The organism is Erwinia sp. JH02, assembly GCF_013074405.1.
Taxonomy (GTDB): Bacteria; Pseudomonadota; Gammaproteobacteria; order Enterobacterales; family Enterobacteriaceae; genus Erwinia; species Erwinia rhapontici.
Genome location: NZ_JABANZ010000006.1, coordinates 320,558 through 332,996, shown reverse-complemented (window position 1 = coordinate 332,996; position 12,439 = coordinate 320,558). Strand labels below are relative to the sequence as shown.

14 protein-coding genes are annotated in these 12,439 nt (G+C 52.3%); 9 read left to right on the top strand and 5 right to left on the bottom strand.

Annotation, left to right across the window (positions count from 1 at the left end; all coding sequences use genetic code 11):
* Positions 1–120: 120 nt before the first annotated feature.
* Positions 121–1,599, bottom strand: coding sequence for a glycine betaine/L-proline transporter ProP (gene proP, locus HHI26_RS17035; protein ID WP_171149401.1), 1,479 nt, complete (start codon positions 1,597–1,599; stop codon positions 121–123).
* Positions 1,600–2,198: 599 nt separating this feature from the next.
* Here proP and HHI26_RS17030 point away from each other — a divergent pair.
* Positions 2,199–2,753 (top strand): cytochrome b, encoded by a 555-nt coding sequence (locus HHI26_RS17030; protein WP_133840921.1) that lies wholly within the window; start codon positions 2,199–2,201, stop codon positions 2,751–2,753.
* A gap of 21 nt (positions 2,754–2,774) precedes the next feature.
* The gene (locus tag HHI26_RS17025; protein ID WP_133840922.1) at positions 2,775–3,350 is read left to right on the top strand and encodes a YceI family protein; all 576 of its coding nucleotides are present in this window, start codon (positions 2,775–2,777) and stop codon (positions 3,348–3,350) included.
* Between the two features lie 54 nt (positions 3,351–3,404).
* On the opposite strand, the gene HHI26_RS17020 is transcribed toward HHI26_RS17025, so the two are convergent.
* Positions 3,405–4,457, bottom strand: coding sequence for a rhodanese-related sulfurtransferase (locus tag HHI26_RS17020; protein ID WP_133840923.1), 1,053 nt, complete (start codon positions 4,455–4,457; stop codon positions 3,405–3,407).
* A gap of 206 nt (positions 4,458–4,663) precedes the next feature.
* Here HHI26_RS17020 and HHI26_RS17015 point away from each other — a divergent pair, with 206 nt between their 5' ends.
* A complete protein-coding gene (locus HHI26_RS17015) occupies positions 4,664–5,593 on the top strand; it encodes a Kdo(2)-lipid IV(A) acyltransferase (RefSeq protein ID WP_171149400.1) in 930 nt (309 codons plus the stop codon).
* Between the two features lie 129 nt (positions 5,594–5,722).
* Positions 5,723–6,958, top strand: coding sequence for a multidrug efflux MFS transporter MdtG (mdtG, locus tag HHI26_RS17010; RefSeq protein WP_171149399.1), 1,236 nt, complete (start codon positions 5,723–5,725; stop codon positions 6,956–6,958).
* 8 nt (positions 6,959–6,966) lie between these two features.
* Here mdtG and HHI26_RS17005 read toward each other — a convergent pair whose 3' ends face one another.
* Positions 6,967–7,716 (bottom strand): DeoR/GlpR family DNA-binding transcription regulator, encoded by a 750-nt coding sequence (locus HHI26_RS17005; protein ID WP_159337089.1) that lies wholly within the window; start codon positions 7,714–7,716, stop codon positions 6,967–6,969.
* A gap of 83 nt (positions 7,717–7,799) precedes the next feature.
* Here HHI26_RS17005 and HHI26_RS17000 point away from each other — a divergent pair, with 83 nt between their 5' ends.
* Entirely contained in the window at positions 7,800–8,384 is a 585-nt protein-coding gene (locus tag HHI26_RS17000) for a GDP-mannose pyrophosphatase (protein ID WP_167864377.1), read from the top strand.
* Positions 8,385–8,393: 9 nt separating this feature from the next.
* Positions 8,394–8,756: an NUDIX hydrolase gene (locus HHI26_RS16995; RefSeq protein WP_171149398.1), complete on the top strand. Its 363-nt coding sequence runs from the start codon at positions 8,394–8,396 to the stop codon at positions 8,754–8,756.
* Positions 8,757–8,798: 42 nt separating this feature from the next.
* Here the strand turns inward: HHI26_RS16995 and HHI26_RS16990 are convergent, their stop codons facing one another.
* A complete protein-coding gene (locus HHI26_RS16990) occupies positions 8,799–10,148 on the bottom strand; it encodes a carbohydrate porin (protein WP_171149397.1) in 1,350 nt (449 codons plus the stop codon).
* Positions 10,149–10,431: 283 nt separating this feature from the next.
* Between HHI26_RS16990 and HHI26_RS16985 the strand changes: the two genes are divergently transcribed.
* Positions 10,432–10,830: a MysB family protein gene (locus tag HHI26_RS16985; RefSeq protein WP_167864368.1), complete on the top strand. Its 399-nt coding sequence runs from the start codon at positions 10,432–10,434 to the stop codon at positions 10,828–10,830.
* A gap of 16 nt (positions 10,831–10,846) precedes the next feature.
* Here HHI26_RS16985 and HHI26_RS16980 read toward each other — a convergent pair whose 3' ends face one another.
* On the bottom strand, positions 10,847–11,086 hold the full coding sequence (locus tag HHI26_RS16980; protein WP_167864367.1) for a YceK/YidQ family lipoprotein: 240 nt from the start codon (positions 11,084–11,086) through the stop codon (positions 10,847–10,849).
* Positions 11,087–11,370: 284 nt separating this feature from the next.
* Between HHI26_RS16980 and HHI26_RS16975 the strand changes: the two genes are divergently transcribed.
* The gene (locus HHI26_RS16975; protein WP_159337096.1) at positions 11,371–11,994 is read left to right on the top strand and encodes a peptidoglycan recognition family protein; all 624 of its coding nucleotides are present in this window, start codon (positions 11,371–11,373) and stop codon (positions 11,992–11,994) included.
* On the top strand, positions 11,988–12,419 hold the full coding sequence (locus HHI26_RS16970; RefSeq protein WP_171149396.1) for a hypothetical protein: 432 nt from the start codon (positions 11,988–11,990) through the stop codon (positions 12,417–12,419). The genes HHI26_RS16975 and HHI26_RS16970 overlap by 7 nt, the downstream gene beginning before the upstream one ends.
* The last annotated feature ends 20 nt before the right edge of the window (positions 12,420–12,439 follow it).

The window sequence follows — 12,439 nt, the reverse complement described above, 5'->3', positions numbered from 1 at the left end:
TAAAATGTGCGAAGGACAACTTAACCAGAAATTTTCATAAAAAAAATACGCGAACCGGTAACCCGGTCCCCGTATTTTTACGATTTATTATCTGAGTTTGTGTATTTTCAGACGAGGGATTTACTTCTCTGTAGCCGCAGAGGTTTTCTTCCCACGCAAACGCAGTTTATCCACCAGACGCTGCGCTTCTGCACGGCTGCCAACCGACGGCGCCGATCCTCGTAGTGGCTTGCGTGCCGTTTCACGCAGGGTGAAGACCGTGATCACCCCGATAACCCCCGCGCCCATCAGATAGTAAGCAGGCATCAATAAGTTACCCGTCTTCTCCACCAGCCAAGTGGTGATCAGCGGTGTGGTGCCGCCAAACAGCGACACCGACAGGTTAAAACCTATCGCCAGCGCACTGTAACGAATATCGGTGGAAAACAGCGCCGGTAAGGTGGCAGGCATCGAACCGCTGAAGCAGGTGTGAATCACCCCCAGGATCATCAGGCCGAGGAACACCAGCCACAGGTTTCCGGTGCCGATCAGCATCATGCACGGCACCGCCAGCAGGATCAGCGCGACAGCCCCGCCCCAGATCACCGGACGGCGGCCCAGACGATCGTTCCAGTGCCCCCAGAACAGCGTCAGCGGCATCATGACGAACATCACCACCATAATCAGCAGCAACGAACTCAGCTCACTCAGGCCGAGGATCCCGGTCAGGTAACTCGGCATGTAAGACGTCATCATATAGTTCGAGACGTTAAACAGCAGCACCAGCCCAATACACTTCAGCATCGCCGCGCGATACTTTTTCAACATCTGCCACAGGTTAAGGCGGGGTTTGCTGTGTTCCAGCTGCTCCTGTTTCTCCATATGCTTCTGGAAAGCCGGCGTCTCTTCCAGCTTAAGGCGGATATACAGGCCAAACAGCCCCAGGGGCGCAGCAATAAAGAAGGGAATACGCCATCCCCAGTCCAGGAGCGCCTGTTCCGGCATTGCCGCCGTCAGTCCGGTCACCAGACCTGCGCCCAACAGGTAGCCGCCGAGCGTACCAAACTCCAGCCAGCTCCCCATAAACCCACGCTGCTTATCGGTAGAATACTCGGCAATAAACGTTGCCGCTCCGCCATATTCACCGCCCGTCGAGAATCCCTGTAACAGACGCGCCAGCAGCAGCAGCACCGGAGCCATAATACCAATGGTGTGATAACCGGGGATCAGGCCAATACAGAAGGTACCGATCGACATCATGATCATCGTCAGAGCCAGCACCTTCTGGCGGCCAATACGATCGCCCAGCGGACCAAACACCAGCCCACCGATCGGACGCACCAGAAACGCGGCGGCAAAGGCACCAAACGTCGCCAGCAGCTGTGCCGCCGGGCTACCGCCAGGGAAAAAGACCTTACCGATGGTCACAGCCAGAAAGCTGTATACCCCAAAGTCGAACCACTCCATGGCATTGCCAAGAGCCGCAGCCCCGACTGCCCGCTTCAGCATCGATTTATCGACAATGGTAATATCGTCGACACTCAACGCCGGTTTAGCGGACTTATCTTTATTCCAGAAATGTTTTTTTCGGGGCTGTTGCCCCTCTGATGTGTGACCCATTGTATGCTCCCGGTGTGACTATCAATGAGCAGCCTCATAGCTTTCGTCGCCTGACATAAAATGGAAAATAGTGAAGAGGAAGAAAGCTATAACGCAGCAAATTAAGAATGGTAATTAACGGTAAATTTTATAGTGAACGTTACTGACACGTCTTTACGGTAGACAATATCTCGCAAAAATTCAAGTTAAGAGCGATATTCACTGGCTTAATGATAAATTTCAATCACAGGCACTCCCCCTGTGACTTTGGGTGAGATCATCGCTTCAAATAGGGGATAATTACCTCTGGCAATGAATTAATTTTCATAACGATTAAACTCTGCCTGATATTGACATAACGTGACAGAAAATTGACACTACCTTAATTAAACAGCAAAAAATCAGAACATCATATTTTCATTCAACTGCCGTTAAAGTGCCAAAATACGCAACCATCCACCATAAAACGCTATAACACTTCTGAATTACTGGGCATAACTCATTTTTTTATTCAAAATATTTCACGCTATGAGTGAATTTTAAAACCAGTAAAATTATTTGTTGATTTTGCCCTTACATCTGGTCAGTCTTATTGAAAATTCTGACAAACGGGTCTCTCAATGCAATTGAAAAATAGCGTGTTGCGTTATGGCTCACTGAGTATCGCTTTGCACTGGCTGGTGGCGGGTACCGTTTACGGTATGTTTGCACTTGGTCTGTGGATGGTCACCCAGGGCTATTATGATACCTGGTATCACAAAGCGCCGGAGCTGCACAAAAGTATCGGTATGGTGCTGTTTGTTGTGATGCTGGTGCGCGTGGTGTGGCGTTTTGTTTCGCCGCCCCCTAAACCTCTCAGCAGTTATACGCCGCTGGTACGTTACAGCGCCGTCGCCGCCCATCTTCTGCTTTACGGCATTCTGTTTGCTATTTTAGTCAGTGGCTATCTGATCTCGACTGCCGAAGGTAAACCTATTGATGTCTTTGGCGTGCTGCCGGTGCCCGCGCTCTTCTCCGGGCTGGGTGAACAGGCCGACCTGGCCGGTGATATCCATCTCTGGCTGGCATGGAGCGTGGTGATCCTCTCCGGGCTGCACGCGCTGGCCGCACTGAAACACCACTTTATCGATCGCGATATTACGTTGAAAAGGATGCTGGGTCACCGCATCGACTAACTAACAGGAATGGAGAACACCATGCTGAAGAAAAGTATTCTGGGTTTAACGACTGCCGCACTGCTGATGACCGCAGGCACCGCCAGCGCCGCAGATTATAAAATTGATAAAGAAGGACAGCATGCCTTTGTCCAGTTCCGCATCAAGCATCTGGGCTACAGCTGGCTGTACGGTACGTTTAAAGATTTCGATGGCAGCTTTACTTTTGACGAGGCCGACCCGGCGAAAGACAAAGTCAATGTCACTATTAATACCGGCAGCGTGGACACCAACCACGCCGAACGCGATAAACACCTGCGCAGCGCTGACTTCCTGAACGCCAGCAAATTCCCGCAGGCGACTTTCGTCTCAACGGGCGTAGAGAAACAGGGTGAAGGCCTGGCCGTGAACGGTAATCTGACACTGAACGGCGTGACCAAACCGGTGAAACTGGCTGCGAAGCTGACCGGCGAAGGGAAAGATCCATGGGGCGGCTACCGTGCAGGCTTTGAAGCCACCGGGACCATTGCCCTGAAAGATTTCAATGTTAAATCCGATTTAGGCCCGGCATCGCAGGACGTTGAGCTGATTATTTCTGTCGAAGGCGTGCGTCAGTAACGCCAGACTGACCTCTCACCGGAACATCGCCCGGTGAGAGGTCGATACACCCGGTTACTCTTCAGGCGAAGGGATGTGCATCGTGGTACTCAACAGGCCACGGGACTTGTTGAAAATCTTATTACCGTTCTCACGACCCGCACGGCGGGCACGCTGCTCTTCCGGCGGTAACGCCAGCTCTTCCATACAGATTGGGCTACAGCAGTGATTAAACTTCTCAGCGCAGCTCGGACACTGAATAAACAGCAGATGGCAGCCATCGTTCAGGCAGTTGACGTGGGTATCACAAGGCTCACCGCACTGGTGGCAGTTCGCAATAACATCCTCGGAAATTCGCTCCCCCATACGTTCATCAAAGACAAAATTTTTGCCTTTAAAACGCACCGGTAACCCCTGCTCACGGGCACGACGGGCATATTCGATAATCCCGCCTTCAATGTGGTACACATTTTCATAGCCGTTGTGACGCATCCAGGCACTGGCTTTCTCACAGCGGATGCCGCCGGTGCAGTACATGACAATTTTTTTGTCTTTGTCCTGCTGCAACATGTCCACCGCCATCGGCAGCTGATCACGGAAGGTGTCCGCCGGAATTTCCAGCGCGTTGTCAAAATGCCCCACTTCGTACTCATAGTGGTTACGCATATCGACAAATACTGCCTGTGGATCGTCCAGCATCGCATTCACTTCGGCGGCTTTCAGATAAGCACCGACATCGCTGGCATCAAAACTGTCATCCGTGATGCCATCAGCGACAATGCGCTCGCGCACTTTCAGGCGCAGCACCCAGAAAGATTTACCGTCGTCGTCCAGCGCAATGTTCATTCGCAGATCGTTCAGCGCCGGGTGGAAGCCGTACAGCGCGGCTTTCATCTGCTCATACTGGCTGGCCGGGACGCTGACCTGCGCGTTAATGCCTTCTGCCGCCACATAAACGCGGCCAAACACTTTCAGCTTTGTCAGGGTGACATACAGGGCGTCGCGGAACGCGCGCGGATCGTCAATAGTGAAGTACTTATAAAAAGAGACTGTGGTACGCGGTTCGGTTTCGGCCAACATGCGCGCCTTCAGCTCTTCATTGGAAACAAGGTTATGTAACACTGGCATGGTGTACGTTCCTGCATTCAAAGAGAGGAAAAATTTGCGGCGCTATCATACCTGAGGCATGGTGGATTGTCCTTAGTCACAGCCCTTTTTCATCACAGCAATCTACAGATAATGTAAAATATCTCGTTGTAAATCGCACAATTAGCCATAATTAAACTTTTATACCTATTCATAATTACTCTAATTTACTTGCGATCCGGACACTCATGACACAGCTTCCCCACTTCAATCGCACATTGCTGCATCCCCGTTATTGGTTTACCTGGTCAGGGATTATCCTGCTGTATTTGCTGGTTTTGTTGCCCTACCCGGTGCTGTACTTCATTGGTTGTGGCCTGGGAAGAGTCTCAATGCGCTTCCTGAAATCCCGGGTGACCATTGCCAGACGTAACCTTGAACTGTGCTTCCCGCAGATGCCGAATGCCGAACGCGAAGCGCTGGTCATCTGTAACTTTGAGTCACTGGGCATGGGTCTGATCGAAACTGGCATGGCCTGGTTCTGGCCCGACTGGCGCATCAAAAAATGGTTCAGCGTTAGCGGGCTGGAGCACATCCAGAAGGCGAAAACGGATGGAAAAGGCGTGCTGCTGATTGGCCTGCACTTTCTGACGCTGGAGCTGGGTGCGCGCATTTTTGGCATTTATAATCCGGGAATTGGCGTTTATCGGCCCAATGATAACCCCCTGATTGACTGGTTACAGACCTGGGGACGGATGCGGTCCAATAAAAGCATGCTTGACCGTAAAGACCTGAAAGGGATGATCCGCGCCCTGAAGAACGGCGATATCATCTGGTATGCTCCCGACCATGACTACGGTCCCAAAAGCAGTGTGTTCGTGCCGCTGTTCGCCGTAGATGAGGCCGCCACCACCAAGGGAAGTTACCTGCTGATCCGCAGCGGCAACCCGGCGGTGATCCCTTTTGTTCCACGACGTCTGCCTTCTGGCAAAGGCTATGAAATGGTGATCCTGCCAGAGCAGACCTCCGCCATTCCGCTGGACGATGAACGCACCACTGCCATACATATGAACCAGATTATTGAGCACGCCGTCTTAATGGCCCCCGAACAGTATATGTGGCTGCATCGCCGCTTTAAGACCCGTCCTGAAGGGCAACCCTCTTTTTACGACCACTGACGGGTCACCGATCCGGCCTGTTCCATTATTTGAAACAGTTTTTCATTTTTTTTGATCGCACGTCGGTTAGCAGCAGAATAAGCGCGTATACTTGGTGAGCTAATAGTTCAAAAGGTGACCCTTTATTTTATGTCCACGCCCGCTGCCCCCGCTGCCGCCATCAACTGGCAAAGAAATCTGTTCGTGACCTGGATAGGCTGTTTTCTGACGGGAGCAGGATTCAGCCTGGTGATGCCCTTTCTGCCGCTCTACGTGGAGCAACTTGGCATCACCGATCCTCAGGCACTGAATCTCTGGTCAGGACTGGTCTTCAGCATTACGTTCCTTTTTTCCGCGATTGCCTCCCCCTTCTGGGGCGGACTGGCCGACCGCAAAGGACGAAAAATCATGCTGTTGCGTTCGGCACTCGGGATGGCCATCGTGATGATGTTGATGGGGATGGCAACGTCTATCTGGCAATTTCTGGCGCTGCGTGCCCTGCTCGGTTTGTTGGGGGGATTTGTTCCTAATGCCAATGCGCTGATCGCTACCCAGGTCCCGCGCGGTAAAACCGGCTGGGCGCTGGGCTGGCTCTCCACCGGTGCGGTCAGTGGCGCACTGATTGGCCCGCTGATTGGCGGCCTGCTGGCCGACAGCTTTGGTCTGCGCCCGGTGTTCTTTATCACGGCAGGCGTGCTGTTTACCTGCTTTATGATGACGCTGTTCTGCGTACGCGAAAGTTTTATTCCGGTGCAGAAAAAAGACATGCTGCACGCCCGCCAGGTGCTGAGCTCGCTGAAAAACCCGCGCCTGGTGCTGGCGTTATTTGTCACCACGCTGATTATTCAGGTCGCCACCGGCTCCATTGCGCCGATCCTCACACTGTATGTGCGTGAGCTGGCGGGACATGTCTCTAACCTGGCCTTTATCAGCGGGATGATCGCCTCGGTGCCGGGCGTCGCGGCGCTGATGAGCGCGCCCCGGCTCGGCAAACTGGGCGACCGCATTGGCCCTGAGCGCATTTTGATCACCATGCTGATGCTGTCCGTGCTGTTGCTGATCCCGATGGCGTTTGTGCAGAATGCGTGGCAGCTGGGGATTCTGCGTTTCCTGCTCGGCGCCGCCGATGGCGCACTGCTTCCCGCCGTACAGTCTCTGCTGATTTATAACGCCAGCAACCAGGTGGCCGGGCGCGTGTTCAGCTACAACCAGTCATTCCGCGATATTGGCAACGTCACCGGGCCGCTGATGGGGGCGACCGTCTCAGCCCACTTTGGTTTTCGGGCGGTGTTTATCGTCACCGCCTGCATTGTGCTGTTTAACGTGCTGTATACCTGGATCACCCTGCGCGGCCGTAGCGAAATGATGGTGGTGCGGGAAGAGTAACGTCATCCTCAAACCAGGGCGATGTGCAGTTTTTCCAGCAGCTGGCACATCTCTTCGTCGGGCCACGCATCCACCACCAGCGTGCTGGCCAGCGAGAGATCGCCGATGGCAAAGGCCGAGGCAGAGTTCAGTTTTTCCTGCGACACCAACACCACGGTTTCCGCGGCCCGCTCTGCCAGCGCCCGTTTTACACAGGCCTCTTCATAGTTTCCCGTGGTCAGCCCGGCACTTTTGTGTACGCCGGTTACGCCCATAAAAAACAGATCGGCATTGATGCGGCGTATCCCTTCCATCATCGCCGCACCGACCGTCACCACCGAATGCTTGTAGAGTTGCCCGCCAATGATAATCACCTCAATCAACGGATAATCCACCAGCCCGACCGCCACGCCCGGACTGTGCGTGACCACGGTAAAAGCCCGATCCCTCGGCAGCAACGTGATCATCTCAGCCGTGGTCGTGCCACCGTCGATCATCACCACCTGACCGGGCTGAATCAATGCGGCCGCTTTCTCCGCCACCCGACGTTTGGACGCCATCTGCACGCTTTTTCTCGTTTCGAAGGGGGCAATCGCGGCAGACACCGGCAGCGCACCGCCGTGAACGCGTTGCAGCAATCCTTCTGCCGCTAACTCTCTCAAATCCCGACGAATAGAGTCTTCTGATACGGAAAAATACTGGCTCAGTTCACGCGAAAGCACCTGCTTTTCACGATCGAGCATGGCCAGGATCTGCTGTTTGCGCTGACTGGAAAGCACTGTTTCACCCTTCACGATTGATCTTGATATTGCACGATTATGCATGTTAGCGTGTTTTCTGTCACCACAATAAGGGCATAAACATGCAAAACATGCAGGAACGCGTACGCAATATCCGCGAGCAGCTGCTGTCGGATAACTGGTACACCCTGAAAAAATACACGTTTGAACTGCTGCGCCGCGACGGCAGCTGGCAGGAGCAAAGCCGGGAATCCTACGATCGCGGTAACGGCGCCGTGGTGCTGTTGTACCACAAAGCCCGAAAAACCGTGGTACTGACACGGCAGTTTCGTTTCCCCATTTTCGTCAACGGCCATCACGGTTTTCTGATTGAAGCCACCGCAGGCCTGCTGGATAACGCCTCGCCGGAAGCGCGTATTATTGCCGAAGCCGAAGAAGAAACCGGCTTTCGCATCACACACATCGAAAAGGTGTTCGAATCCTATATGAGCCCCGGATCAGTGACAGAAAAACTGTTTTTCTTTATCGCCGAATATTCTGACGACGATCGTCAGGGAAGCGGCGGTGGCGTCGCGGAGGAAGGGGAAGATATCGAAGTACTGGAGTGGCCATTTTCCCGCGCACTGGACGCCGTGCGCAGCGGCGAAATTATGGATGCCAAAACCATCATGCTGATCCAGCACCTGGCCCTTAACCCCATTTTTTAGGAAACCCTTATGAAATCACTGCAAATTTTAGTGGCAGGCCCGGTACGCAGCGGCACAGGCGACCGTGAAGACTTAATCCATGCCAACCTTGAACGCATGGAACAGGCAGCCTTAGCCATTTACCAGAAAGGGCATATTCCGCTGATTGGCGAGTGGCTGGCGTTTCCGCTGGCGCGGATTGCCGGGTCACAGAAGATTGGCGATGCGATCAGTGAAGCGTATTTATATCCGGTCGCACACCGACTTATCGGCCACTGTGATGCCATTCTGCGTTTACCGGGGGAGTCACGCGGAGCCGATAACGACGTACGCATTGGCCATGAGCTGGGGCTGACGATTTATCAGCATCCGGATGAGATTGCACAGGTTTAATCGTGCCGGGGTGGCATTGAAACAAACGCCACCCCCGGCTAATCAGAAACTGATATCGGCGGCCAGGCCACCAATTAGCGCATCCTGAACCTGACGCACGCCGCCCGGTTTAGTCACAACTTGCAGGTTAGGCCGCACATTCAGCCAGCGGGTGGCCTTCGCGTTGTAATAGAGTTCATAGTTCCATTCCGCGCCCTGTTGCAGGGGCAGATAAGCAGGATTGTGATAATCACTCATGCCGTTTGCGGCGTTCTGCCCCTCACGCATCTTTGTGTAGTCGCTGTTAACATGGATACGCGCCATGCCGATGCCGATCTCATCGGCGGGACGGGCATCAAAGGGCCCTTTCCACGCCAGTGCCAGCGACTGATAATTGTCCATCTTCGCCGTACGATGGTCGTTCATCACATACTGGAAACTCACGCTCAGACCACGCTTGTTATCACCGTCCATCGCGAACAACTGCTGCTCGGCCAGCAGATAGCCGCCGTAAGCACGTCGGTTATGTTGATACTCTCCATTCTTGAACGAGTGAAAATCCCCGCCCTCGGTGGAACTGTAGAACATCCCCAGCCGATAATTACCCTGAAGTTTGTCCTGCCCCAGCTGCGGCTTCCAGCCCAGTTCAACCGGGATCAGGTTTCCTTCGCCGTGGCCCATATCAAAACGAAATCCGTTCGCTTTCGTGTAGTTGGCACGGTTCTGGTTATAGACCCCGACCTGGAAATAAACGTCTTCGGGCAGATTGAGTTTGAACCGCCCTCCCCACTGCGATACCGGGGCGTTAAACCAGCGGTCGTTACGCCAGTGGCCCGGCTGTCCGCCGCCCATCGCCCAGTTCTGGAACATTCCGACGCTGGCCGTATCGAAATCCTCGTTGGTGGTGACACGGCCCAGCTTCACTTCCAGCCAGTGATCAAACAGTGACTGATTGAGCCAGAACTGCGTCAGGCGCAGATAGTCACCGCGTGCCGAAATACCCTGTACGTTAGACAGGCCACCGGTTCGCGGATCGTTAATATAGGGCGTAAGGTTTTGCCCGTTGCGGTTGGTCAGCGTCACCTGAAACTGACCGCCCTGCCAGTTCATCAGTTTATCCAGATCGAGCTTACTGCCGAACGTCCACTGATCGGCATAGCGCATCGTGGTGCTGGTGCGGTAGCCGCCGGCCAGGTTGGCCGCCGACTGCGTGGTATAGTCCACCTGGAAATCCACGCCTTCATCCGCCAGATGTTTGCGGTAGCCCGCCCAGTCACCGAGCAGCCACGGGGAATCCGGGTCAAAAGGGGCATCATTCGCGAACACAGGCGCGGCAAGAAAGAGAAGACTGCAGGAGAAACGGGTGAGAACGGTTTTGCGCGACGCTCTGCACGTTAAGGCTGATTTATCCATATCACTGATCCTGAAAAGGGGGTGAACAACCTGGCACACCGCCAGAGTTGGGGCAGTTCATTTGCCCGGCGCTAATACATCATATTTCAGAAACAGAACCCCATTAAAAACGTGCGAAAAACCGCCGACAGCACGCGATGCTGGCGAGTCAGAGAATTCCTGGCGACAGAAATTCTTGTCAATCGGCCTCACGCACGGTACACAAAATTTCTTCTTTACCGCCTTGCATCCTGACGCACAGCGACAACAATTACTCTTTACCAATAAAACCAGGGAGATGACCATGACACTTTATGCCACGCTGGAAGAAGCCATTGATACGGCTCGTGAAGAGTACCTTGCTGCCAACCCGGAGGTCGACGAAGATGACGCCGCGGTGAATCAGTTCAATCTGCAAAAGTTTGTGATGCAGGATGGGGACATTATGTGGCAGGCGGAGTTTCTCACCGAGGATGGAGATGAAGGTGAGCTTGTGTCGCTGTACAGCGGTGAAGCCGCGCAGGCCATTTTTGACGGTGATTTCGACGAGGTCGAATTGCGAAGCGAATGGTTGCCTGAAAATACCCTGCATGAATGGGATGAAGGGGAATTCCAGCTTGAGCCACCTGCCGACAGTGAAGAAGCTGAAGCGGCAGCAGAAGAGTGGGAAGACAATAATACGGATGCCGATAACCGTGCCTGAGGTACGGTAAAAGGGATTACTCGTACGGACCGTGGTGCGCATCCACCGGTAACAACAAGGTATCCACCACCAACGACAGCGGCAGGTCGATAATGGTGATCACGCGCCACGCCGTATCACGCACATCCCACTGTACGCCGGGATAATACTGATTACCGTGCCCCTGTCCGGGCACGGTTCTGCTGATAATACTGCCACACCCGCTCAGTACCAGCACACTGACTGCCAACATCACACCGCGTAAAAACATGCTCACCATATTATTCCCGAATAAAAAACGCACTATCTTACCGTCTGTACATCACAGCACCATAGCACTCAATGCAAAAAAAACGTAAAAAATGCCATCGCAACAGGTTGCTGTCCTGATTGAAAATCATTCTTTTACTATATTCGCCTCAATTTTTTGGCCGTAACTTCCTCTGGGTATAAGTATTAAAATACTTAATCAACCCACTAACGGATTCAGCTTTAAATAGGAGATTGTTGGCTTAGTGATGAAACTGCATGAATTTTATCAACCTAAGGAAGGGGGAAGTTATGCTCTATATAGATAATGGCGGTTATACGGATGCGGAGCGCATCATCCTTAAAATCATCAAGAATATTGAACGTGGACAGATGGATGCCATCAATGGCATTGTGGTGCACCAGACGGACAGTACGACGGCCAATAGTACCTTTAACAGCTATCAGACTAAAGGGGCCAACGGCGCTCATTTTCTGATTGACCGAGATGGCACCATTTATCAGACAGCTTCGCTTTATCAAGTTACCTGGCACGTGGGAAAAATTCAGTCCCGATGTTTTATCACAAAAAAATGTGAGCCGGTGGATTTGAAAAAAGTCACTGAATTGGAAAGAAATTGGAAAAACAATACTAAAATATCAAATTTAGAGAAAAAAAAGAGTTACCCGGATCGATTCCCTAATAATACTGACAGTATTGGCATAGAGATTGTGGGTAAAGCAATAGAGGTTAAAAACCCTAAAACGGGTGAAACAAAAGATATTTACGAGCAGGTTAGCGAACAACAAAATGACGCGCTTAAATGGTTAATAAAAGAATTAACCAGCACGTTAAATGTGTCGATGAATGAAATATATCGCCACCCGGAAATCGGCAGAAAAAACGTAACAGAGGCAAGCACTGCAAAATGGTAAACTTTAAGAGTTTGTTTTTTATCATTTTTTTCTTTGGTTTTTTTTCATATCAAGCAAAAGCGAGAGTCGTCAGCGATATCACGATTAAAAGCCTGGGGGTGCGGGCCGAAGGGCGAACAGATGAAACCGAAGCAGTAGCCTGTAAAGTCTATAAACCCACAAAAAAACAGTTAACCCGTTTTTTTAAGCTGGCAGAGGAGTCAAAAGAACGTGGCACACTCCTTCATGAATACTACTCACCCTGTGTATCATTTGGCACGGTGAAATTCAAAGATGGTGCCTCCGGGAGCTGGACTATACAGTCCAGTGGGCTGGGAACGGTTATTTTTGACAATAAAGACGTGACTACGTTTTTCCTGAAAGATAACAAATGGACCGATCCCTATGCCTGTACCTATGGCATGAGCGATGAAATTGAATGTTAACCTCGATATAGGCAGATAGA

Excerpts from the sequence above, each read along its gene's own strand:
- proP (WP_171149401.1), bottom strand. The coding sequence starts at position 1,599 with ATGGGTCACACATCAGAGGGGCAACAGCCCCGAAAAAAACATTTCTGG.
- HHI26_RS17030 (WP_133840921.1), top strand. The coding sequence starts at position 2,199 with ATGCAATTGAAAAATAGCGTGTTGCGTTATGGCTCACTGAGTATCGCT.
- HHI26_RS17025 (WP_133840922.1), top strand. The coding sequence starts at position 2,775 with ATGCTGAAGAAAAGTATTCTGGGTTTAACGACTGCCGCACTGCTGATG.
- HHI26_RS17020 (WP_133840923.1), bottom strand. The coding sequence starts at position 4,457 with ATGCCAGTGTTACATAACCTTGTTTCCAATGAAGAGCTGAAGGCGCGC.
- HHI26_RS17015 (WP_171149400.1), top strand. The coding sequence starts at position 4,664 with ATGACACAGCTTCCCCACTTCAATCGCACATTGCTGCATCCCCGTTAT.
- mdtG (WP_171149399.1), top strand. The coding sequence starts at position 5,723 with ATGTCCACGCCCGCTGCCCCCGCTGCCGCCATCAACTGGCAAAGAAAT.
- HHI26_RS17000 (WP_167864377.1), top strand. The coding sequence starts at position 7,800 with ATGCAAAACATGCAGGAACGCGTACGCAATATCCGCGAGCAGCTGCTG.
- HHI26_RS16995 (WP_171149398.1), top strand. The coding sequence starts at position 8,394 with ATGAAATCACTGCAAATTTTAGTGGCAGGCCCGGTACGCAGCGGCACA.
- HHI26_RS16990 (WP_171149397.1), bottom strand. The coding sequence starts at position 10,148 with ATGGATAAATCAGCCTTAACGTGCAGAGCGTCGCGCAAAACCGTTCTC.
- HHI26_RS16985 (WP_167864368.1), top strand. The coding sequence starts at position 10,432 with ATGACACTTTATGCCACGCTGGAAGAAGCCATTGATACGGCTCGTGAA.
- HHI26_RS16975 (WP_159337096.1), top strand. The coding sequence starts at position 11,371 with ATGCTCTATATAGATAATGGCGGTTATACGGATGCGGAGCGCATCATC.
- HHI26_RS16970 (WP_171149396.1), top strand. The coding sequence starts at position 11,988 with ATGGTAAACTTTAAGAGTTTGTTTTTTATCATTTTTTTCTTTGGTTTT.